General features: G+C 72.5%; 17 protein-coding genes. 8 read left to right on the forward strand and 9 right to left on the reverse strand.

Features of this window, described 5'->3' with window-relative positions; genetic code table 11:
* Positions 1–40: 40 nt before the first annotated feature.
* Complete coding sequence (locus tag ACLVWQ_RS37545; protein ID WP_414113775.1) at positions 41–901, reverse strand: NmrA family NAD(P)-binding protein; 861 nt, start codon at positions 899–901, stop codon at positions 41–43.
* Positions 902–1,013: 112 nt separating this feature from the next.
* Between ACLVWQ_RS37545 and ACLVWQ_RS37550 the strand changes: the two genes are divergently transcribed.
* Positions 1,014–1,676, forward strand: a complete 663-nt coding sequence (locus ACLVWQ_RS37550; RefSeq protein ID WP_414113776.1) for a TetR/AcrR family transcriptional regulator — start codon at positions 1,014–1,016, stop codon at positions 1,674–1,676.
* Positions 1,677–1,897: 221 nt separating this feature from the next.
* On the opposite strand, the gene ACLVWQ_RS37555 is transcribed toward ACLVWQ_RS37550, so the two are convergent.
* Entirely contained in the window at positions 1,898–4,738 is a 2,841-nt protein-coding gene (locus ACLVWQ_RS37555) for a tetratricopeptide repeat protein (protein ID WP_414113777.1), read from the reverse strand.
* Between the two features lie 242 nt (positions 4,739–4,980).
* Here ACLVWQ_RS37555 and ACLVWQ_RS37560 point away from each other — a divergent pair, with 242 nt between their 5' ends.
* The 3 genes from ACLVWQ_RS37560 (at position 4,981) to sigJ (ending at position 7,588) form a co-directional block, all read left to right on the forward strand.
* The gene (locus ACLVWQ_RS37560; protein WP_414113778.1) at positions 4,981–5,745 is read left to right on the forward strand and encodes a hypothetical protein; all 765 of its coding nucleotides are present in this window, start codon (positions 4,981–4,983) and stop codon (positions 5,743–5,745) included.
* A gap of 79 nt (positions 5,746–5,824) precedes the next feature.
* Complete coding sequence (locus tag ACLVWQ_RS37565) at positions 5,825–6,592, forward strand: SDR family oxidoreductase (protein WP_414113779.1); 768 nt, start codon at positions 5,825–5,827, stop codon at positions 6,590–6,592.
* Positions 6,593–6,658: 66 nt separating this feature from the next.
* Positions 6,659–7,588, forward strand: a complete 930-nt coding sequence (sigJ, locus tag ACLVWQ_RS37570) for an RNA polymerase sigma factor SigJ (protein WP_414113802.1) — start codon at positions 6,659–6,661, stop codon at positions 7,586–7,588.
* Positions 7,589–7,609: 21 nt separating this feature from the next.
* Here sigJ and ACLVWQ_RS37575 read toward each other — a convergent pair whose 3' ends face one another.
* The 3 genes from ACLVWQ_RS37575 to ACLVWQ_RS37585 form a co-directional block, all read right to left on the reverse strand.
* Entirely contained in the window at positions 7,610–8,185 is a 576-nt protein-coding gene (locus ACLVWQ_RS37575) for a hypothetical protein (RefSeq protein WP_414113780.1), read from the reverse strand.
* 114 nt (positions 8,186–8,299) lie between these two features.
* Entirely contained in the window at positions 8,300–10,885 is a 2,586-nt protein-coding gene (locus ACLVWQ_RS37580; RefSeq protein ID WP_414113781.1) for a bifunctional FO biosynthesis protein CofGH, read from the reverse strand.
* Between the two features lie 153 nt (positions 10,886–11,038).
* Positions 11,039–11,884 carry an LLM class F420-dependent oxidoreductase gene (locus tag ACLVWQ_RS37585; RefSeq protein ID WP_414113782.1) on the reverse strand — a complete coding sequence of 282 codons (846 nt, stop codon included), beginning with the start codon at positions 11,882–11,884 and terminating at the stop codon, positions 11,039–11,041.
* 217 nt (positions 11,885–12,101) lie between these two features.
* Here ACLVWQ_RS37585 and ACLVWQ_RS37590 point away from each other — a divergent pair, with 217 nt between their 5' ends.
* Positions 12,102–13,727 carry a CehA/McbA family metallohydrolase gene (locus tag ACLVWQ_RS37590; protein WP_414113783.1) on the forward strand — a complete coding sequence of 542 codons (1,626 nt, stop codon included), beginning with the start codon at positions 12,102–12,104 and terminating at the stop codon, positions 13,725–13,727.
* Between the two features lie 116 nt (positions 13,728–13,843).
* Here the strand turns inward: ACLVWQ_RS37590 and ACLVWQ_RS37595 are convergent, their stop codons facing one another.
* Together ACLVWQ_RS37595 and map are read right to left on the reverse strand one after the other, a co-directional pair.
* Positions 13,844–15,772, reverse strand: coding sequence for a protein kinase domain-containing protein (locus tag ACLVWQ_RS37595; protein ID WP_414113784.1), 1,929 nt, complete (start codon positions 15,770–15,772; stop codon positions 13,844–13,846).
* Positions 15,773–15,967: 195 nt separating this feature from the next.
* Positions 15,968–16,738, reverse strand: a complete 771-nt coding sequence (gene map / locus ACLVWQ_RS37600) for a type I methionyl aminopeptidase (protein WP_414113785.1) — start codon at positions 16,736–16,738, stop codon at positions 15,968–15,970.
* Positions 16,739–16,817: 79 nt separating this feature from the next.
* Here map and ACLVWQ_RS37605 point away from each other — a divergent pair, with 79 nt between their 5' ends.
* Together ACLVWQ_RS37605 and ACLVWQ_RS37610 are read left to right on the forward strand one after the other, a co-directional pair.
* Entirely contained in the window at positions 16,818–17,162 is a 345-nt protein-coding gene (locus ACLVWQ_RS37605) for a helix-turn-helix domain-containing protein (RefSeq protein ID WP_414113786.1), read from the forward strand.
* 37 nt (positions 17,163–17,199) lie between these two features.
* A complete protein-coding gene (locus ACLVWQ_RS37610; protein WP_414113787.1) occupies positions 17,200–17,616 on the forward strand; it encodes a nitroreductase/quinone reductase family protein in 417 nt (138 codons plus the stop codon).
* Positions 17,617–17,619: 3 nt separating this feature from the next.
* Here the strand turns inward: ACLVWQ_RS37610 and ACLVWQ_RS37615 are convergent, their stop codons facing one another.
* Positions 17,620–18,642, reverse strand: coding sequence for an aldo/keto reductase (locus tag ACLVWQ_RS37615; RefSeq protein ID WP_414113788.1), 1,023 nt, complete (start codon positions 18,640–18,642; stop codon positions 17,620–17,622).
* Between the two features lie 178 nt (positions 18,643–18,820).
* Between ACLVWQ_RS37615 and ACLVWQ_RS37620 the strand changes: the two genes are divergently transcribed.
* Entirely contained in the window at positions 18,821–19,663 is an 843-nt protein-coding gene (locus ACLVWQ_RS37620) for a helix-turn-helix transcriptional regulator (protein WP_414113789.1), read from the forward strand.
* A gap of 47 nt (positions 19,664–19,710) precedes the next feature.
* Here the strand turns inward: ACLVWQ_RS37620 and ACLVWQ_RS37625 are convergent, their stop codons facing one another.
* Positions 19,711–20,478: a TetR/AcrR family transcriptional regulator gene (locus tag ACLVWQ_RS37625; protein WP_414113790.1), complete on the reverse strand. Its 768-nt coding sequence runs from the start codon at positions 20,476–20,478 to the stop codon at positions 19,711–19,713.
* Between the last annotated feature and the right edge of the window lie 9 nt (positions 20,479–20,487).

Genomic DNA, 20,487 nt, shown 5'->3' on the forward strand with positions numbered 1-20,487 from the left:
TCGGCTTGTCGTCTCGGCTTCTTCGCTCGGCGTGTGCCGTCTATACGAATGAGGCGGCGTGGTCGGCGGCGAACTGCTCGAACGAGCGCGCCTGACGGCCCAGCAGGGTCGGCACGTCCTGGGTGACCCACTCGGCATCGCCTTCGGCGGTCAGGCTGAACGCCTGGGCGTTCATGTGGGCGATCCGCTCGGGGACTCCGGCGCGGATCATCGCGTCCTTGTGCTCCTCGAAGCTGAGTCCCCGGTAGGTGACGGTCCGGGCCAGCAGCCTGGAGAGCACGGCGGCCACGTCGTCGTTGGAGATCGACTGCGGGCCGGAGAGCCAGTAGGTCTTGCCGACGTGCGCAGTGGGCGTGGCCGCGATCTCGGCGGCCACCGCCGCCACGTCCCGGGCATCCAGCAGACCCGTCCGCCCGTTGCCGGCCGCGGAGCCGAAGCCACCGGTCTTGGCGATCTCGGGCGCCCACGCGAGGGCGTTCTGCATGTAGGCGTTTGCGCGCAGCAAGGTGTGGGGCACTCCGGAGGCGGCCAGTCCGGCCTCGATCTCGCTCTGCCCGCGCCGCCGGGCGATCGGCGAATCGGGCGAAGCCTTGCTGGTGACCTTGACGATGTGCCGGACCCCGGCCCGCGCGGCACTGGCGACGACGTTCAGTTCCTGTGCGGGCACGGCGGGGCTGACCAGCACCACCGCGGTCACGCCCGCCATCGCCGCATCGATGCTCGCCGGCGCCTCCAGGTCGCCGACGACGACTTGTGCGCCCGCGCCCGCGTCCACCAGCGCCTTCGCCTTCGTCTTCGTCTTCGCCGGATCCCGGACCAGCACCCGGACCGGCAGCTGCCGCTCGGCGAGCAGCCGCACCGCTTCGGTGCCGACCTTCCCGGCCGTGGTGACAAGGATCATGAGAGGCCTCTCTCCACTCGATGAAAACGAGTTAGGCGAAATGGGTTGCTCAACCCACTCTCTGCCATCAGAGAATGGGTTGTCAAACCCAGAAAATGTTATGGTGAGTGTCATGAGCACCGAGACGCGGAACCTGCCGAAGCTGACCGCCAAGGGAGCGCGCACCCGGGCGCGAATCGTGGATGCCGCCGCCCGGCTGATCCACGACCGGGGCGTCGCGGCCACCACGCTCGATGACGTACGGGCGGCGGCGGAGGTCGGCGGATCACAGCTCTACCACTACTTCGCCGACAAGGACGAGCTGGTCCAGGCGGTCATCGACCACCAGGCCGACACCATCCTGGGCAACCAGCGCCAGGCCGATCTCGGCAGTGTCGAAGGGCTCGGAGCCTGGCGGGACATGGTGATCGCCCAGGCCAAGAGCACCGAAGCCAAGGGAGGCTGCCCCCTCGGATCGCTCAGCGGCCAGCTCGCCGAGGCCGATCCCGAGGCCCGCGCCCTGATCGCGTCCGGATTCGACAGGTGGTCGGCCACCATCGGCGACGGGCTGCGAACCCTGCACGCCGCCGGGCATCTCGCGAGCGAGACCGATCCGGACGACCTCGCCGTCACCTTCCTCGCCACGCTCCAAGGGGGCCTGCTGCTGGCGCAGGTCCACCGCGACCACCGCGTCCTCGAAACCGCGCTCGACACCCTCATCGCCCTCGCCTCCGGCGGATCAGTCGCGCCGCACGGCAGGAGCGCAGCGCACACCGAGGCGAACCGCCTGCACTGATGCGAACGCCGCGCCACCGATCACGGTGACCGTGATGGCCGACGGCCGACGGCATTGATCCCATTCGTGATCGAGCCGGCGTTCGGGCAGCCGGGGGAGTCGGAGCAGGCGGCTGACTACGCCAGTTGCGTTCTCCGAACCTGGTTCGGGACCGGACGCGCCCGTGGCCGAAACGGGCCTGGGACGGGTGGAGTTGGTGGCCCCGTTCATGGCGACGGCTCCTAGGACGGACCGATAGGTGGACCGGTACCGGCGGCCCCGCCGACCCCGGGGTCGCCGGAAGCGGCGGCCTGGCCCCTGCCCCGGATCTCCACGGCGCGGGACAGCAGAGGCGTCAGCCGGGAGTCGTCGGGCTCGGGGGTTCGGTGGCGCAGGTCGTTGACCAGGTCGATCAGCCGGGCGAGGTCGGAGGTGTCGGTGCCGTGGTACGGGCCCAGGTCCACGAAGCGTTCGTAGTCGTCGATCGACTCGCGGTACAGCCCGAGCTCGAAGAGGACCTCACCGCGCAGGACGAGTGCTCCCGCGTACCGGGGATCGAGTTCGAGGGCGCGGTCCAGGTCCCGGCGCGCCTCCTCGAACCTGCGCAGCCCGGTCAGCGCCCGGCCCCGGGACGTACGGATCCACGCGTCGTCGGGGCGCAGTTCCACCGCCCGGTCGGCGTCGGCCAACGCGCTTTCATGCTCGCCGAGTTGCCAGTTGAGCACGGCGCGCTGGCACAGGGCCCATGGGTAGTCGGGGTTGAGTTCGAGCGCCCGGTCGAGGTCGGCGAGGGCGTCGTCCAGGCGCAGCAGCCGCCACCGGGACACGCCCCGGCTCGCGTACGCGGAGGCGTACTCCGCGTCCAGGGCGAGGGCCCGGTCGTAGTCGGCGCAGGCCTCCCCGTGGCGCCCCGCGCCGCGCAGGGCGTCGCCCCGTTCGCAGGCCATCCAGGCCGACTCGGGCCGCAGCTCGACGGCCCGGTCCAGGTCGGCGAGCTGCCGCTCGAAGTCACGCAGCGAACGGTGTACGCGCGCTCTGCGGGCCAGCGCCCACGCGTAGTCCGGGTTCAGCTCCAGCGCCCGGTCGAGATCGGCGAGCGCCTGCTCGTACCGGCCGAGGCTGTTGTGGGTCGCGCCGCGTGACGCCCACGCGAAGTCGCGGGCCGGGGCGAGGGCGATGGCCCGGTCCAGATCGCCGAGCGCCTCCTCGTGGTGGCCGAGGACGCGGTGGTACTCGCCGCGCACGGAGAGGGTCCTGGCGTCGTCGGGGTCGAGTTCGTGGGCCCGGTCGAGGTCCCGCAGGGCGGCCGGGTGGTCGCCGGACTCGCCGTGGGTCATGCCCCGGCTGCGGTGGGCGCGGGCCAGCAGCGGATCGAGGGCGAGGGCCTGGTCGAGTTCGGCGAGGGCGCGCCGGTAGTCGCCGCTGTCCCGCAGCGCGCTGCCGCGCACCGCCCGCGCGACGGCCTGTCCCGCCGTGTCGAGCCCGGCGCGGGCGAGGAGCAGGCCCAGGGCGTCGACGACTCCCCCGGCGGCGAGGGCCGCCAGCAGCTCGCGCCCCCAGGTCGCGAGGTCGGGCGCGTCCGTGTCCTCGCCGGCCTCGGCGAGCAGCTGCGCCCAGCGCTGGGCGGGGGTGTCACCCCAGTTGCAGGCGTCTACGGCGTCGCGCAGCACGGACGGCAGCGCGGTACGGGGCCGCGCGCACAGCAGGTGGTACGACTCGGCGAGCCGCAGGGCCCGCCACCCGGAGTCGCCCCACAGCTCATCTGCCGTTGCGGCGAGGGGGACTTCGGCCTCGGTGCGCCAGTGCCCGAACGTCTCGGCGAGCCGGGCGTGCCGCTGGGCCCAGTCGCGCGGGGAGTTCCGGCGCTGCAGCCGCAGCATCGGGGCCCGTACGACGTCGTGGTACTGGACGCTGTCGCCGCGGTCGCTGACGAACGGGAGCCCGCGCAGCCACCCGAAGAGCGCGGCGGCCTCCTGCTCGCCGCAGTCCACCGCCGCCCGGAAGACGTCCGCGTCCAGGCGCCGGGGCAGGGCGCAGGCCAGGGCGGTGGCCCGCCGTAAGGGGTCGGGCTCCCACTTCAGGAACCGTTCGACGGCGGTGGCGCTCGGGTCGCCGATGTCGGCCGGGTCGGCGGGGCGGCTCCCGGCGAGCGTCGACACGAGCACCGGCAGGCCGCCGGTGAGCCGCAGCACCTCCTCCACCACCGGCTCGGCGACGACGCCCCGCCCGGCGAGCAGCCCGCGGGCCTCGCTCTCCGTGAAGGGGGCGAGGGGCAGGTCGGTCACGAAGTCCGCGAGGCCGCCCCAGCGGGAGAGGTCGAACGGGCGCTGTCCCGCGGTCACCACGACGACGTTGCCGGGCAGCCCGGCGCCGTAACGGTCGCCGGTCATCACGTCGCGCAGCCAGTCGTCGAGGAAGGGGGCGGTGCGCTCGTAGGTGTCGAAGAAGAACACGAGCCACGGGACGTCGGCGGCGGCGTCGGCGAGTTCGCGCAGCAGCACGGGGGTGAGGACGCTCTCCGGGGAGAGGACCAGCTGCACGTCGTCCTGGCTGCGCAGCCGCGCGCTCAGCCCGGCCCGCAACCGGTCGGTGCCCTCGGCGAGTTGGTGGGCGTCGAGGATCTGGGCGAGGGGTCCGGCACCGGGTACGAGTCCGATGCCGGCGATCCCGGCGCGGGCCAGCAGCATGCTCGCCGTGGTGGGCCCGTCGGGCTCGGGCTCCAGCGTCGCCACGGACGCGGCCTCCGCCTCGTGGCGGCGCTCGCGGTGGGTGACGAGGAGCCGCTCCAGCTCCTTGAACCGGTGCCCCTGCCGCCCGAGTTGCGCGACGAGGGCGTCCATCGCCTCCGGTACGCTCCCGGCGGCCTCGTCCAGATACACGGTGTGGGCCCCGCACTCCCGGGCGACCTGCTCCAACTCCTTGACGAGGAAGGTCTTCCCGACCCCCGCGTCACCGTGGACGTGGAAGAGGAACCGATGCCGCTCGTCACGCGGCGACAGCTCGAAGTTCCCCCGGAACGCGGCGCGCTCCGCACCCCGTCCGACGAACCCGGCGCGCCGGCGCTGCCGAATGATCTCCGCCATGGACGGCACACCTTCGACACGCCCCATCGACCCCGCCCTCCACCCTCCGCACTCCGCACTCCGCCTGCGTCCCGTGGGCCCCGGCCCGGGATCAGCCCTGGGGCCGGCCCCGGGATCGGCCCACACCATTGTGGGGCAGGGGCGTGGGAGCGCGGGGGTGATCCGTTCCTCGCCGACCCCGAACTCACCGCGCAGCTCACCCGTCGACTGCCGGACGAAGACCACGGCGAGGTGACCGCGCCGTGAGCCCGAAGCGGGGCGACGACGTCGCCCCACCGCCGGTGGGCCAGGAACGGCACGTGCGATTCGCGACGAACGAGGCGGCGAAGGGATGGGGAGAGCTGGGCGCCGAGGCGCCGGGGACCACCCGGCGCTGCTTCGAGGCACTGCGCGGCGACCCCGTGTCCCGAGCGGATCCGGACCGTCAGCACCGACTGCGCGGCCGTCTGGCCGCAGGCAACCTCGGCGGGCGGGAGTACCCCCAATGGAAGTTCGAAGTGACAGCAGGAGGCCGTGCCACTCAGCCGGCCGCCGAACCGAGCGGTCCCGCCTCACAATGCCGAGGGCCATCTCGTCATAGAGGTATGAACACGAAAATCCGGTACGCCAATCTCGGTTTTCTTGGTGTGACCGCGGTGTACACCGGCGTCTGGGCCTATTTCGCGCCCGAGCAGTGGCATGCCAGTTTTCCCGGGTTCGGGATGAGGTGGCTGCCTCAGTTGGGGCCGTACAACGAGCATCTCGCCAAGGACGCCGGGGCCATGTTCCTGGCGTTGGCCGCGCTGACCGTCATCGCTCTGTGCTCCGTGCGGAACAACCGGCTCGTGCAGACCGTCGGGGCGGCCTGGCTCGTCTTCAACGTGCTGCACCTCGTCTACCACATGCAGCATCTCGGCATGTACGGCACTCGCGACCAGGTGCTCAACGTCGTCGTGCTGTCGCTGCTCGTGCTGTCGTCGGCCTCTCTGCTGGTGCCGGCCCGCATTCCTCGGGGTGACACGGGATGACGTACACGCGCGGAGTTCGTTCTGCAGGGAACTACTGGGACACGGCTCGCGTACGGCGCGCGGGAGAAGGAGGTTCGCCATGCGGATCGCGGTAGCGGGCGGGACCGGGCTGGTCGGGCGGTACGTCGTCGAGGAGCTGACCGCGGGCGGGCACGAGCCCGTGGTGCTCGCCAGGTCCCGAGGGGTGGACCTGGTCTCCGGGGCCGGGCTCGACCCGGCCATGGCGGGGGTCGACGCCGTCGTCGACGTCAGCAATCTGCAGACCACCAGCGGCAAGAAGTCGATCGCCTTCTTCGAGAGCGTCAGCCGCAATCTCGTGGCAGCCGGTGCCCGCGTCGGGGTCCGGCATCACGTCGTCCTGTCCATCGTCGGCCTCGAACGCGTCGGCCTCGGCTACTACCAGGGCAAGCTGCGGCAGGAAGAGGTCGTGACCGAGGGGGGCTCCGAGGTTCCCTGGAGCGTGTTGCGGGCCACCCAGTTCCATGAGTTCCCGCTCCAGGTCCTCGATCAGGTCCCCGGACCGATCGCCGTGGTCCCCCGTATGCGTACGCAGCCCGTCGCCGCCCGCGAAGTCGCCCAGCACCTCGTGGGACTCGTCCTCGGGCCGCCGCAGGGCATGGCACCCGAGCTCGCCGGGCCGCGGGTCGAGGAGCTCGTCGACATGGCTCGGCGGCTCGTGCGGGCCCGGGGGCAGCGCCGGATGCTGCTGCCGGTGACCATGCCCGGGGCCGTCGGGAAGGCCATGGCCCGAGGGGGCAATCTGCCGGCCGGGCCCGGTGCCCGGGGCAGCCAGACCTACGACCAGTGGCTCACCGAGAACGTCGTCCACGTCGCGAAGGGCGGGTGAGCGCGGGTGCCGGAAGCCGCGAGCGGTCGCGACCCCGACAGCCTCAACAGCAGCCTCGGCTCCCTCATGGCCGAGCGGCGGCGGCTGCTCGACCTCGGGTACCGCATGCTCGGCTCCGTGCAGGACGCCGAGGACGTCGTGCAGGAGACGTACGCCCGCTGGTACGCCCTGTCCGAGGCCGAGCAGGAGGCGATCCGTACGCCGCTGGCCTGGCTGACCCGGGTCGCCTCGCGGATCTGCCTCGACCAGCTGGCCTCGGCGCGCGTCCGCCGTGAGCGCTACACCGGCGAGTGGCTGCCCGAGCCGGTCAGGGACGGCAGCACCGCCTGGACCAGTACGGGCGGCGAAGGCGTCGAGGCCGGCGGCGACCCCGCCGACCGGATCACCCTCGACGAGTCGGTGAGCATGGGCATGCTCGTCGTGCTGGACTCGGTCACGCCCGCCGAACGCGTGGCGTTCGTCCTCCACGACGTCTTCGGGGTGCCGTTCGCCGAGATCGCCGAGACGGTCGGCCGTTCCCCTGCCGCCTGCCGTCAGCTCGCCTCCTCCGCCCGGCGCCGGCTCGCCGAGCGGCGGCCCGTCGGCGGTACGACGACGGAGCACCGGCGGGTCGTCTCCGCGTTCCTCGACGCGTGCGGGACCGGCGACCTCGACGCGCTGGTCGCGCTGCTCGACCCCGCGGTCGAGGCGCGCAGCGACGGCGGCGGCCGGGTGCGTGCCGCGCTCCGTCCGGTCCTCGGCCCGGACAAGGTGGCCCGTTTCCTCCTCGGTCTGCTGAGGAAGGAGCCCGAGCTGGAGATCGTGGCGGACGACGTCAACGGCTCCCCGGGCGTCATAGTGCGCATCGCCGGGGCGACCGTCGCCGTCGTCGGGGTGGACGTGGACGTGAGTGCGGGCCGGATCAGCAATCTGTGGCTCGTGGTCAACCCGGACAAGCTCCACGCCTGGACCGACACGGACCGCCGCAGCCACCCCGGCACCGACGCCCGCACGTGACGGGGCCGACCGCCCCGCCGGCTACTTCACGACTGCGACCGACGTCCCCGCCGTGCCGAACTTCCACACCGCGTCCCCGTCGGCCGCGGCCATCCTGACCCCGCCCGTCCTGGCCCCCGAGGCGGGCGGTGGCGGGGAGGAGCCGTCGACGGCGTTGGAGAAGGCGACGCTGACGCCGCCGGACGCGACGGCGAAGTAGACGATGTTCTCGATCTGCACACCGTCGCTGCCGGTGGTGGCCTCGTTCCGGGCGCCGATCGTGTACGTGCCGGGGTCGGGGCCGACCGTCCCCGGCCACACCTTGAAGGTGCGCCGGGACGCGTCGCTCGCGTCGACCAGCCACACCCGCTTCTGCGTGAGGGAGTAGACGATGCGCCGTCCCGTGCCGGAGCCCTCCGGTACGGCCACCGGCTTGGGGTCGTCGGGTTCGGCGGAGGGCTTGCCGCTCGCCGAGGCGCTCGGCTTCGGGCGCGCCGACGCGGTCGGCTGGGGCCCCTGTTCGGCCTTGACGGCCAGCGTGGCGACCAGCACCAGAGCGGCCACGGTCAGACCGGTGACCCAGGCCCACGAGGGAAGCCGTCGGGCAGGCACGGGCACGCATCTCCTCAGCTCTGACTCACCCCGTCGGAGGGTCCGATCATCCTACTCCGACGGGCGCTCGTCACTTCACTCCACTCACTCCACTCACTTCGGCCACTCGGGCCACTCCCGTCACTCCAGAACCGGCAGCAGCTCCGGCAGATGCCCGTCCGAGTCCGCCGCGACCCGCTGCCGCTCCTCGGGCACCTCGCCGTACAGCGTCGTACGCGGCTTCGCCGGGCGGCCCGCCGCCTCCGCCACCGCGACCAGGTCCTTCACCGACTTGTACGAGCCGTAACTCGACCCCGCCATCCGGGAGATGGTCTCCTCCATCAGCGTGCCGCCGAGGTCGTTCGCGCCGGAGCGGAGCATCTCGGCCGCCCCCTCCGTGCCCAGCTTCACCCAGCTGGTCTGGATGTTGGGGATGTGCGGGTGCAGCAGGAGCCTGGCCATCGCCATCACCGCGCGGTTGTCGCGGGTCGTCGGCCCCGGCCGGGCGATCCCCGCCAGGTACACCGGCGCGTTCGTGTGGATGAAGGGCAGGGTCACGAACTCCGTGAAACCGCCGGTCTGCTGCTGGATGCGGGAGAGCGTGCGGAAGTGGCCCAGCCAGTGGCGGGGCTGGTCCACGTGCCCGTACATCATCGTCGAGGACGAGCGGATGCCCAGCTCGTGCGCCGTCGTCACGACCTCGATCCAGGTCGCCGCCGGCAGCTTGCCCTTGGTGAGGACCCAGCGGACCTCGTCGTCCAGGATCTCCGCGGCCGTGCCGGGAATGGTGTCCAGGCCCGCCTCCTTCGCGGCCGTCAGCCACTCGCGGATCGACAGGCCCGTACGGGTCGCGCCGTTCACCACCTCCATCGGGGAGAAGGCGTGGACGTGCATCCCGGGCACCCGCTCCTTCACCGCGCGCGCGATGTCGAAGTAGGCCGTCCCCGGCAGGTCCGGGTGGATACCGCCCTGCATGCAGACCTCGACGGCCCCCACGTCCCACGCCTGCGCGGCACGGTCGGCGACCTGGTCCAGGGAGAGCGTGTACGCGTCCGCGTCGGTCCGGCGCTGCGCGAAGGCGCAGAAACGGCAGCCCGTGTAGCAGACGTTGGTGAAGTTGATGTTCCGCGTGACGATGTACGTGACGTCGTCGCCGACCGCCGACCTGCGCACGTCGTCGGCGATCCGGCAGAGCGCGTCGAGCGCGGGGCCGTCCGCGTGGAGCAGCGCGAGGGCCTCGTCGTCGGTGAGGCGGGTCGGGTCGTCGGCGGCCGTCGCCAGCGCCCCGCGGACGTCAGTGTCGATGCGCGAGGGGACCATCCCGGGCGCCGCGGCCTCCCGCAGCGCCTCCCAGTCGCCGTACACGTGGTCGTAGTCCTCGCGGCGGTCGCCGGTGCGCCCCTCCGTGTCGATGGACGCGTGCAGATCCGTACGCCCCGACGAGGTGAACGCCTCCTCGGGCTCCTGCCACGGGTGGCCCGCCACGACCGCGTCGGGCACCGCGAGCCCGGTCTCCGGGTCCGCGAGCGCCCGTACGTGCGGCAGCAGCCGCGGGTCCAGCCACGGCTCGCCCCGCTGGACGAACTCCGGGTAGACGCACAGCCGTTCGCGGAGCGTGAAGCCCGCTTCCGCCGACTGCTCGCGCAGCAGGTCGATCTGCGGCCAGGGGCGCTCGGGGTTGACGTGGTCGATGGTCAGCGGCGAGACCCCGCCCCAGTCGTCGATGCCGGCGCCGATCAGCCGCGTGTACTCGGAGTCGACCAGGTTGGGCGGCGCCTGGAGGCAGGCGGCGGGGCCCATGATGTGCCGGGCCACGGCGACCGTCGCGATCAGCTCGTCCAGCTCGGCGTCCGGCATCCCGCGCATCGCCGTGTCCGGCTTGGCGCGGAAGTTCTGGATGATCAGCTCCTGGATGCCGTGGTAGGCCCGCGCCACCTTGCGCAGCGCGAAGAGCGAGTCGGCGCGCTCCTCGTACGTCTCGCCGATGCCGATCAGCAGACCGCTGGTGAAGGGCACGGAGGAGCGGCCCGCGTCCTCCAGGACCCGCAGCCGGACCGCCGGCTCCTTGTCCGGGGAGCCGTGGTGGGGGCCGCCGGGCTCGGACCACAGCCGGGTCGCGGTCGTCTCCAGCATCATGCCCATGCTCGGCGCGACGGGCTTGAGCCGCTGGAAGTCGGTCCACGACATGACGCCCGGGTTGAGGTGGGGCAGCAGGCCCGTCTCCTCCAGGATGCGGATCGAGATGGCCCGTACGTACGCGATCGTGTCGTCGTAGCCGTTCGCGTCGAGCCACTCGCGGGCCTCGGGCCAGCGGTCCTCGGGCTTGTCGCCGAGGGTGATCAGCGCTTCCTTGCAGCCCAGTTCGGCACCCTTGCGGGCGATGTCCAGCACCTCGTCCGGGGACATGAACATGCCGTGCCCGGCCCGGCGCAGCTTGCCGGGGACGGTGACGAACGTGCAGTAGTGGCACTTGTCCCGGCACAGCCGGGTGAGCGGGACGAAGACGCTCTTCGAGTACGTGATCACGCCGGGCCGGCCGGCCGCCGCCAGGCCCGCGTCACGCACCCGGGCGGCGGACGTGGTCAGGTCGTCCAGGTCGGTGCCGCGTGCCTGGAGCAGCACGGCGGCCTCGGTGACGTCGAGGGCGACGCCGTCGCGGGCGCGTTTGAGGGCGCGACGCATGGCGTTCGGGGTGGGCCCGGTTCCGGAGGTCGCGGAAGTCGTCATCCTTCGAGCATACGATCGCGGTGATCAGGCACGACCGGTGTGCCGCGTCACAAGTGCCCCACCGGCCACGCCCTGCGGCACGTACCTCACGGGTGGCACCCGTGCGTCACGCGGGATGTATCTGTGCGTCCCGCGTGAGGCACGTGCCGCGTGTCACACGTACGGCGCGAATTCGTCCAGTACCCGCAATACGTCCCTCTCGCCCGCCGGCGGCAGTTGCAGGACGACCTCCTCGATGCCCAGGTCCGCGTAGTGCGCGAGCTTGCCGGTGCTGGGCAGGACGGCGAAGGGCACGACCTGGAGGGCCCCGGGGTCGCGGCCCGCCTCGGCCCAGGCGGTGCGCAGCACGGGCAGCGACTCCGTCAGGCCCCGGCCGCCGATCGGCATCCAGCCGTCCGCGTACTCGGCGACGTGCGAGAAGAGCTTGGGACCGGCCGCCCCGCCCAAGAGGGTGCGCGGCCCGACGAGTGGCCCGCGCGGCTTCTGCACGGGCTTGGGGTAGGCGTGGCTGGCCCGTACGGAGCCGAACGTGCCCTCGTACGCGGTCGGTTCGGGCGACCACAGGGCCCGCATCAGCGCGATACGGTCCCGGCCGAGGTCCCGTCGCGTACGCCACTCGACGCCGTGGTCGGCGGCCTCCTCGACGTTCCAGCCGAAGCCGACGCCGAGCGTGAAGCGGCCGCCGGAGAGGTGGTCGAGGGTCGCGACCTGCTTGGCGAGGTCGATCGGGTCGTGCTGGGCGACCAGGGTGATGCCGGTGCCGAGCGTGAGGGCCTCGGTGACGGCCGCCGCCTGGCCGAGGGCGACGAAGGGGGCGAGGGTGCGGCCGTACTCGGGCGGCAGGTCGCCGCCCGCGGGATACGGAGTGGTCCGCTCCACCGGTATGTGCGTGTGTTCCGGCAGATAGAGCCCGGCGAAGCCGCGTTGCTCCAGCTCACGGGCGAGCCGGGTCGGAGTGATCGTCTCATCGGTGAGGAAGATCGTCACGGAGATGCGCATGCCCCATCTCTACCGGCGAGAGGCTCACGTGTCGATACCGACCGGTCGGCACATTTCGGCACCTGCCGCGTCGTACGAGTGGTCCGTGCCCGAAAACTGGCGCTCCCCTTCCCTTGTCCCACAGTTCACGGCTGAATACGAGGCTGGTGTCCACGACATCCCGCGCCACCGGTGCCACCCGCGCCATGTGACTCACGACGACCTGGGGAGCAGCAGCATGTGCGAGGACGACCACAACAGCGACCACAGCGGTGTTCACAGCGGTGTTCATGGCAGTGCTCACGGCGTCGGCAGACGTGCGCTGTTCGTGACGGGAGCCGCCGCCGCGCTTACGTTGGGAAGCGTGAGCTTTCCGAGTCAGGCGGCCGACGCGGCCCGCTCGTCCGAGACGCGGACCGTCCGCGGCACGCTGCCCACCGGCGCGCCGGACTTCGTGTACCTGCCCGTCGAAGTCCCGTCCGGCGTACGGGAGATCAAGGTCGCGTACACCTACGAGCGGCCCGCCGTCCCGGCGGGCACCGCGGGCAACGCGCTCGACATCGGCATCTTCGACCAGCACGGCACCGAGCTGGGCGGCAAGGGCTTCCGGGGCTGGTCGGGCGGCGCGCGCACCGAGTTCTTCATCCGCGCGGACGACGCGACACCGGGCTACCTCCCGGGCCCGGTCCACGAGGGCACCTGGTACATCGCGCTCGGCCCGTACACGGTGGCGCCGGACGGGCTTCCGTACGAGGTCACCGTCACGCTGACGTACGGCGAGCCGGGCGAGGCGGTGAAACCGGTCTACCCGCCGTCGCGGGCCAAGGGCCGTGGCCGGGCCTGGTACCGGGGCGACTGCCATCTGCACTCGTGGTACTCGGACGGCCGGCGCACCCCGGCCGAGATCGCGGCGCTCGCGCGGGCCGCGGGTCTGGACTTCATCAACACGTCCGAGCACAACACGCACTCCGCGCACGCCCACTGGGCCGACCAGGCGGGACCCCACCCCGACGGTGAACTGCTGATCCTGCTGGGCGAGGAGGTGACGACGAGGAACGGTCACGTCGTCGCGCTCGGCACCGACCCGGGCACGTTCGTCGACTGGCGCTACCGGGCGCGCGACAACCGCTTCGGCAAGTACGCGCGCCGGATCCGCCAGGCCGGCGGTCTGGTCGTACCGGCCCATCCGCACGCCACCTGCATCGGCTGCAACTGGAAGTTCGGCTTCGGCGAGGCGGACGCGGTCGAGGTGTGGAACGGCGCGTACGGGCCCGACGACGAGGTGTCGCTGGCCGACTGGGACGGCATGCTCGTCGCCTCCGTACGCCGGAGCCGCGAGGGCCGAGAGGGGCAAGAGGGGCGGGAAGGCCGCGACGGTCTCGACGGGCTCGACTGGATCCCGGCGATGGGCAACAGCGACGCCCACCGCGATCCCGACCCGGTCGGCACCCCGCAGACGGTCGTCCTCGCCGACGACCTGACCCGGGAGGCGATCCAGGAGGGCATCCGGGCCGGCCGCAGCTACGTGGCGGAGTCGAAGACGGTGTCGCTGTCGTTCTCGGCGACCGGCCCGAAGGGCGAACACGCGGGGATCGGCGGCCGGTTGAAGGTGGACCGCGACGACCCGGTCACGGTCCGCCTGGAGGTCTCGGGCGCCCCCCGCTGCACGGTCCGCTTCGTCACGGACCAGGGCGTCCTGCACACGAGCCCCGCCCTGCCCGTGTCGGGCGCCGGCTCGGTGGAGTGGCGTACGACGGCCCAGTACGCGGCGTACGTACGCGCGGAGGTACGGCACGAGGTGGCGGCGGGCCCGCTGCCGGGGGCGCTGGCGGCGTTCACCAACCCGGTGTTCCTGGGGCGGTAGGCGGCGGCCGCAGCCGGCAGGCGGCGGTACCGGGCCCGGCGCGCCGCTCGCCCCCGTCCTGTCGCGCGCCGAGCCGCTGCTTCATGAGTGCATGGGCGTCATGAGCGTCACGGGCCTCATGGGCGTACGGTGCGCCGTGTCTCCTCGAAGCGGGCCTGCTGGTGGGAGCTGAGCCGCCGGACGACGAGGACGGCCAACGCCGTGCACAGGATGCCGGTGCAGCAGGCCCCCAGCGACTTCTGGGCGCTGCTCATGACGTCGTCCGCGCTGCCGCCGCTGAACCAGTTGCGGATGAACCAGTCCTGCGCGTACCCCACGATGAAGAGGTTCCAGCTCCACCACCAGCCGCCGAGGAGCAACCGCTCGGCGCCCTTGAGCCGGCCCGTGGTCGCCGTCCAGACGTCGTTGCTGATCTGCTTCGGCATGTAGAGGCAGACGACCGGGATGAACCAGGAGCCGGCCGCCATCCCGAACGAGTGGCGGATGCGCCCCGGCGCGAAGGCCTCGGCGTTGCTCCGGGTGCGCCGGAACCAGACCACCCACACGACCGCCAGTGCCGTGAACAGCAGCACTTCGAGGTCCGTGGCCGCCGACGCCGCGGACTGCAGGACCCAGCCGGCGTCGGTGTCCGCCGAACTGTCCTGGGCGAGCCGGAACAGGACCTGCCCGGCGGCGGCTGCGCGGACCAGCAGGGACAGGCTGAGCAGTCCGAGCAGGCCGACCAGGGCCCAGCCGAGTTCCCGGACCGAGCCGACGGCCGGAATGGGGGTGAAGGACGCGACGTGGGACGGCGGCCGGAGGCTGCCCGGCGCGGGACTGTGCCACACCGGCTGGGACGGGTTGTACGCGACGGGCGGGCCGAAGCCGGGCATCGGGGCGGCGTACTGCCCCGGCGTTCCGCCCGGTGCGACGGAAGCGGGTGCCGCGGCGTGCGCCACGGCCGGTGCGCCGGCCTGTGCCGGGACCTGCGCCTGGCCGGGCAGCAGCCCTTGCGCGGCACCCGGAACGGAACCCGATCCGGAGTCGGATCCGGAGTCGGATCCCGATCTCAGCGACCCCCGTCCTGAAGCCGGTTCCGAAGCCGGGCCTGAAACCGGTCCGGTGTCCGGCGCCAGTCCGGCGAGCAGCCCGCTCTGCGGGTCCTCGCGGTTCAGGAGCTGTACGGCGTGCCTGCCGAGCTCCGCGAGCACCTCGCCCGGCAGCCACGCGCCGCCGGGGTCCTCCATGCCCTCGATGTACTCCAACAGCTGTTCCAGCGTGGGCCGTTGCTCCGGGTCCTTCGCGAGACACCACGCGACCGGCCGCTCCCAGACCTCGGGGAGCCCCGTGAGGTCGGGCTCCTCGGCCACGATCCGGTAGAGCAGCGAGTGGATCCCGCCCTCGCTGGCGCCGAACGGCAGCCGGCCCGTCGCGGTGTACGCCAGCACGGTCCCGAGGCAGAAGACGTCACTCGCGTACGTCACCCGCACCCCGCGCACCTGCTCGGGCGACATGAAGCCGGGCGAACCCACCACGACGCCCGTCATGGTGAGCCCATCGGCGGACTGCATGGCCGGGTCGAGGGCGCGGGCGATGCCGAAGTCGATGACGCGGGGTCCGTCGATCGTCACCAGGATGTTGGACGGCTTGAGGTCGCGGTGCACGAGCCCGGCGCCGTGGATGGCCTGGAGGGCGCGGACGAGTCCGATCGCCAGCGCTCGCACGGTCTGCTGGGGCAGTGCGCCGTACTGCTCGTCGACCACCGTGGCGAGCGAGGGTCCGGCGACATAGCCGGTGGCGACCCAGGGTGTCGCCGCGTCCGTGTCGGCGTCCAGGACGGGTGCCGTCCAGTCGCCGCCGACCCGCTGGGCCGCCTTCACCTCCTGCGCGAAGCGCCGTCTGAAGTCGGACTTGCGCGCCAGTTCCTCCTTGACGACCTTGACCGCGACCGTGCGGCCCCGGTCGGAACGGGCCAGGTAGACCCGTCCCATTCCCCCCTCACCGAGTCTGCCGAGCAGTCGGTAGTTCCCTATCCAACCCGGATCATCCGGGGTCAACCCATCCATGCGTGTTTCCTTTGTCCCCGGCGGCGCCCTCGCAGCGAGGATAGGAGATGGGGAGGGGGTGACGTGTGCGAACCCTGTGTCGATCGACGTCAATCGGGCTAGGACGGCGGGACTTTGGGCAACGGCTGCCCCGGTGCTCGCCGCTCCGCCTCCGTGCCCGCCGGCCTTCTTCGGCCTTCTTCGGCCGTCTTCGGCCTACTTCGCCGAGGTGAGGATCTCGGCCCCGTCCTCGGTGATCGCGATCGTGTGCTCGCTGTGCGCCGTCCGGCAGCCGGTCGCGCTGCGCAGCGTCCACCCGTCGGCGTCGGTGACGAGCTGGGCGGTGTCCGCCATGACCCAGGGCTCCAGTGCCAGCAGCAGCCCGGGGCGCAGCTTGTAGCCCCGGCCGGGCCGCCCGGTGTTCGAGATGTGCGGGTCCTGGTGCATCGTCGATCCGATGCCGTGGCCGCCGAACTCGGTGTTGATCGGATACCCCGCCCCGCTGAGGACCGTACCGATCGCATGGGAGATGTCGCCGATGCGGGCGCCGGGCCCGGCGGCGGCGATCCCCGCGGCCAGCGCGCGCTCGGTCGCGTCGATCATCGCGACGCTCTCCGCGGGCTTGGTGTCGCCCACGATGAAGCTGATGGCGGAGTCCGCCGCGACGCCGCCCTTGGAGACGGCGAGGTCGAGGGTGAGCAGATCGCCGTCGGCGAGCGCGTAGTCGTGCGGCAGCCCGTGCAGCACGGCGTCGTTGACGGCCGTGCAGATGTAGTGGCCGAACGGGCCGCGCCCGAAGGACGGCGCGTAGTCCACGTAGCAGGACACCGCTCCGGCCTCGATGATCATGGCCTTGGCCCACCGGTCGATGTCCAGCAGGGTCGTGCCGACCGTGCTGCGGCCCTTCAGCGTCTGCAGGATGTCGGCGACCAGGGCGCCGGTGCCTTTCGCTCGGGCCAACAGGGTGGGGTTCAGGATCTCGATCATGCGGCGCCCTTCTCATGCAACCAACTCGTGCAACCAATAACTATACCGGCACTACTGTACCGGTACTAGAATCGGATTCATGGTCAGGTTGCCGCTCACCCCCGCAGAGGTCGCACGCGGACAGCGCCTCGGCGCCCTCCTCCGGCGGGCGCGGGGAGAACGCTCGATGCTCGACATCGCCCTCGACGCCCGTGTCTCACCGGAGACCCTCCGGAAGATCGAGACGGGCCGCGTGGCCACGCCCGCCTTCCCGACCATCGCGGCGATCGCCGACGTCCTCGGCCTCTCCCTCGACGCGGTGTGGGCCGAGATCAGCCGGCCCGAGGACGGCGCCGAGCCGGCCGGCTCCGGCTCCGGGCTCCGTTCGGGTCTCCGCTCCGGTCTCGACGCCCGTGAACAGCTGACGTTGTCCCGACACCCGTGAACAGCTGACGCTGCAGGGGCCATATCCGGGAGTCGCCATGTCTCGTCGCCAGGAGTTCAAGTTCCGCACCGTCACGGCGCTCCAGCGGCGGGTGATCAATCCGCTGTCCCGACGGCTGCCGTTCCAGACGCTGCTGGAGACGACCGGGCGGACGTCCGGACTCCCCCGGCGGACGCCGGTCGGCGGGCGCCGGGTCGGGCAGGAGTTCTGGATCGTCTCCGAGTACGGCGACAAGTCGCAGTACGTGCGGAACATCCGGGCGGACCCGAAGGTCCGGGTCCGGGTCGGCGGTCGATGGCACCACGGCACCGCCCACCTGCTGCACCAGGACGACCCGCGCGTCCGGCTCAGGTCCCTGCACCGGATGAACAGCGCGGCGGTCCGCGCCGTCGGGACGAACCTGCTGACCGTACGGGTCGACCTGACCGGGCCCGACGAGGCGCAGCCGCGGTAGCCGTCAGGCCGCGGCGCGCTCGGCGGCCGGGCGGCGGCGGAGGTCCGGCCGCTGGAGGGCCGGGGGCACATAGGCCTGGTCGAGCGTGCCGACGTCCGTGCCGGGCGGCACGATCTCGTCGATCCGGTCGAGGAGGTCGTCGGTGAGCACCACGTCGAGCCCGGCGAGCAGGTCGTCGAGGTGGCTCATCGTGCGCAGCCCGGCGAGCGCGCTGGTCACCCCGGGGTGGGCGATCGCGAACGCCATCGCGAGGTGTGTCAGCGGCAGGCCCGCCTCCTCGGCGAGCGCGACGAACCGCTCGACGACGTCGATACGGCGCTCGTCGTTGAGGTGCTTGAAGTAGGCGGCGCGGCGCAGTTCGTTCCGCTCGCCCTTGCGGACGCGGCCGGTGAGCAGCCCCTGCCCGAGCGGGCCCCACACCAGCGTGCCCATCCCGTGACGCCTGGCGACCGGCAGCACCTCGCGTTCGATACCGCGGTTGAGCAGCGAGTACGGCGGCTGCTCGGTGTGGAAGCGGGCCAGTCCGCGGCGCTCGGCGACCCACCGGGCCTCGACGAGGTCGGACACCGGCATCGCGGACGTCCCGATCGCCCGGACCTTCCCGCTGTGGATCAGGTCGGAGAGTACGGACAGGGTCTCCTCGATGTCCGTCGTGGGGTCCGGCACATGGATCTGGTAGAGGTCGATGTGGTCGGTCCGCAGCCGGCGCAGCGAGTTCTCCACGGCGGTCGTGATCCAGCGCCGTGAGGCACCCTGCTGATTGGGGTCGTCGCCCATGGGGCGGCTCACCTTCGTCGCGAGGACGACGTGGTCACGGCGCCCCTCGATCGCCTTGCCGACGACCTCCTCGGAGTCGCCGTAGGCGTCGGAGGTGTCGATGAGGTTGATCCCCGAGTCCAGCGCCTTGTGGATGACGCGGACCGAGTCGTCGGGGTCGGGGTTGCCGACGGACGTGGCGAACATCAACGCGCCGAGCCCGTAGGGGCTGACCTTGATACCGGTCCGGCCGAGCGTGCGGTACCGCATACGGATCACGCCTTTCTTCGCGGGGCTTCCCCAGGGGAAGCAGGAGGAGAAGAGGAGAGGTGGGCGGAGGTGCGCCCGGGACCAGCGTGCGGCGGCGCGCGGCCCGGCGGGAGAGACGGCCTTGTCCGGGGACGGGCGGTCCCTGGCTGGGCCCCGCGTTCCGGGGCATGGTGGGGAGGTGGACAGAACCGAACTGGGCGACTTCCTGCGCCACTGCCGTACCCGGCTCGCCCCCGCCGACGTGGGGCTGTCGCGGGGCCCGCGGCGCCGTACCCCGGGACTGCGCCGCGAGGAGGTGGCGCAGCTGGCCGGTATGTCCACCGACCACTACACGCGGATGGAGCAGGCAAGGGGTTCGCGCCCGTCACGCCAGATGCTCGCCGCCGCGGCCCGCGCGCTGCGGCTGACCGGCGACGAACGGGACCACCTCTTCCACCTGGCGGGCGAGGAGCCCCCGCGCGACCGGGCCGCCACGGACCACGTACGCCCCGGTCTGCTCCTGGTGCTCGACCGGCTGACGGACACTCCCGCCCGGGTGGTGAACGACCGCGGCGACGTCCTCGCGCAGAACGCCATGGACCAGGCGCTGCACGGCGACGCGTCCGCCCTCCCCGAGGCGGAGCGCAACGTCGTCTGGCGGTACTTCACGGATCCCGGCGCGCGGGAGCTCTTCCCGGCCGAGGACCGTGACCGCGCCGCCCGTACGGCGGTGGCGGACCTGCGCGCCGCACTCGGCAGGCGCCCGGACGACACACGGCTGGCGGGGCTCGTACGCCGGCTCCGCGCCCGGAGCGAGGAGTTCTCGGCGCTGTGGGACACCCACGAGGTCGCCGTGCGCCGCTCCGACGTCAAGCGGTTCCTGCATCCGGTGGTCGGCCTGCTGGAGCTGGACTGCGAGGCGATGCTGAACCCGGAGCACGACCAGCGGCTGGTCCTCTACACCGCCCGGCCCGGCAGCGAGTCCGCGGAGCGGCTGGAGCTGCTGCGCGTGGTCGGCCTCCAGAACCTGACCCACGGCTGAGTCGCTCCGGCGCGCTTCTCCGGCCCGCTGCGCCCGCTCCCGTTCCGCTAGGGCGTGTTCGAGAGGCGGTCCAGCCACTCCGCGAGCAGGGTGCTCTCGGCCCGGGTGAGGGCCGGGGGCGGGGACTGGCCGAGCAGGGCGTTGAGGCGGGCCGCCGCGGAGGGGACACCGGGCTCGGCAGTCCCGGCCGTCCCGGTCGCCTCGGCCGTCCCGGTGGGGGCGTCGGCCGGTTCGCGGGGCCGCAGCACGTCCGGTGTGAACACCGTCGCGTGGACCGCGTCCCGGACCCGGCGGGCCACCGAGCGGTCGGTGAAGGTCGCCGGGCGGGAGACCAGCATCAGGGCCACGCCGACGTTCGCCGACATGATCATCTGGGCCGCCAGTTCGGGGGCCACGCACAACTTGCCCTGCGCTGCCGCCCTTCGCAGGTCCGAGGTGAGGATCTGGTGGGCCTCCAGGGCCGCCGCCGGGGGCGTACGCATCGCCGGGGAGTGCATCAGCCGGAACAGGTTCGGGTTGCCCAGGGCGAACTCGACGTGGGTGTCCCAGCCGTCCCGAAGGTCCTGGACCGGGTCGGTGCCGGGGGCGCGGTGGCGCTTGGTCGCGAGGTACTGGTCCCAGCCGTGGTCGACGACCGCCGACAGGAGGCCCTCCTTGTCCCCGAAGTGGCGGTAGAGGGCGGGGGCGCCGACCCCGGCGCCCTCGCACACGGCCCTGGTCGACACGTCCCCGTCGGAGGACTCGGCGACCAGGGCCGCCGCCACTTGGAGAATGCGCGCTTTCGTACTCACGGCCGCGACGCCGTCCGAGCTCATGCGGCGGGC

The organism is Streptomyces sp. CWNU-52B (assembly GCF_047444975.1).
Lineage (GTDB): Bacteria > Actinomycetota > Actinomycetes > Streptomycetales > Streptomycetaceae > Streptomyces.

What these genes read in the sequence shown, in the direction of transcription:
- ACLVWQ_RS37545 (WP_414113775.1), bottom strand. Translation starts at nt 901, where the DNA reads ATGATCCTTGTCACCACGGCCGGGAAGGTCGGCACCGAAGCGGTGCGG.
- ACLVWQ_RS37550 (WP_414113776.1), top strand. Translation starts at nt 1,014, where the DNA reads ATGAGCACCGAGACGCGGAACCTGCCGAAGCTGACCGCCAAGGGAGCG.
- ACLVWQ_RS37555 (WP_414113777.1), bottom strand. Translation starts at nt 4,738, where the DNA reads ATGGCGGAGATCATTCGGCAGCGCCGGCGCGCCGGGTTCGTCGGACGG.
- ACLVWQ_RS37565 (WP_414113779.1), top strand. Translation starts at nt 5,825, where the DNA reads ATGCGGATCGCGGTAGCGGGCGGGACCGGGCTGGTCGGGCGGTACGTC.
- sigJ (WP_414113802.1), top strand. Translation starts at nt 6,659, where the DNA reads ATGGCCGAGCGGCGGCGGCTGCTCGACCTCGGGTACCGCATGCTCGGC.
- ACLVWQ_RS37580 (WP_414113781.1), bottom strand. Translation starts at nt 10,885, where the DNA reads ATGACGACTTCCGCGACCTCCGGAACCGGGCCCACCCCGAACGCCATG.
- ACLVWQ_RS37585 (WP_414113782.1), bottom strand. Translation starts at nt 11,884, where the DNA reads ATGCGCATCTCCGTGACGATCTTCCTCACCGATGAGACGATCACTCCG.
- ACLVWQ_RS37590 (WP_414113783.1), top strand. Translation starts at nt 12,102, where the DNA reads ATGTGCGAGGACGACCACAACAGCGACCACAGCGGTGTTCACAGCGGT.
- ACLVWQ_RS37595 (WP_414113784.1), bottom strand. Translation starts at nt 15,772, where the DNA reads ATGGATGGGTTGACCCCGGATGATCCGGGTTGGATAGGGAACTACCGA.
- map (WP_414113785.1), bottom strand. Translation starts at nt 16,738, where the DNA reads ATGATCGAGATCCTGAACCCCACCCTGTTGGCCCGAGCGAAAGGCACC.
- ACLVWQ_RS37605 (WP_414113786.1), top strand. Translation starts at nt 16,818, where the DNA reads ATGGTCAGGTTGCCGCTCACCCCCGCAGAGGTCGCACGCGGACAGCGC.
- ACLVWQ_RS37610 (WP_414113787.1), top strand. Translation starts at nt 17,200, where the DNA reads ATGTCTCGTCGCCAGGAGTTCAAGTTCCGCACCGTCACGGCGCTCCAG.
- ACLVWQ_RS37615 (WP_414113788.1), bottom strand. Translation starts at nt 18,642, where the DNA reads ATGCGGTACCGCACGCTCGGCCGGACCGGTATCAAGGTCAGCCCCTAC.
- ACLVWQ_RS37625 (WP_414113790.1), bottom strand. Translation starts at nt 20,478, where the DNA reads ATGAGCTCGGACGGCGTCGCGGCCGTGAGTACGAAAGCGCGCATTCTC.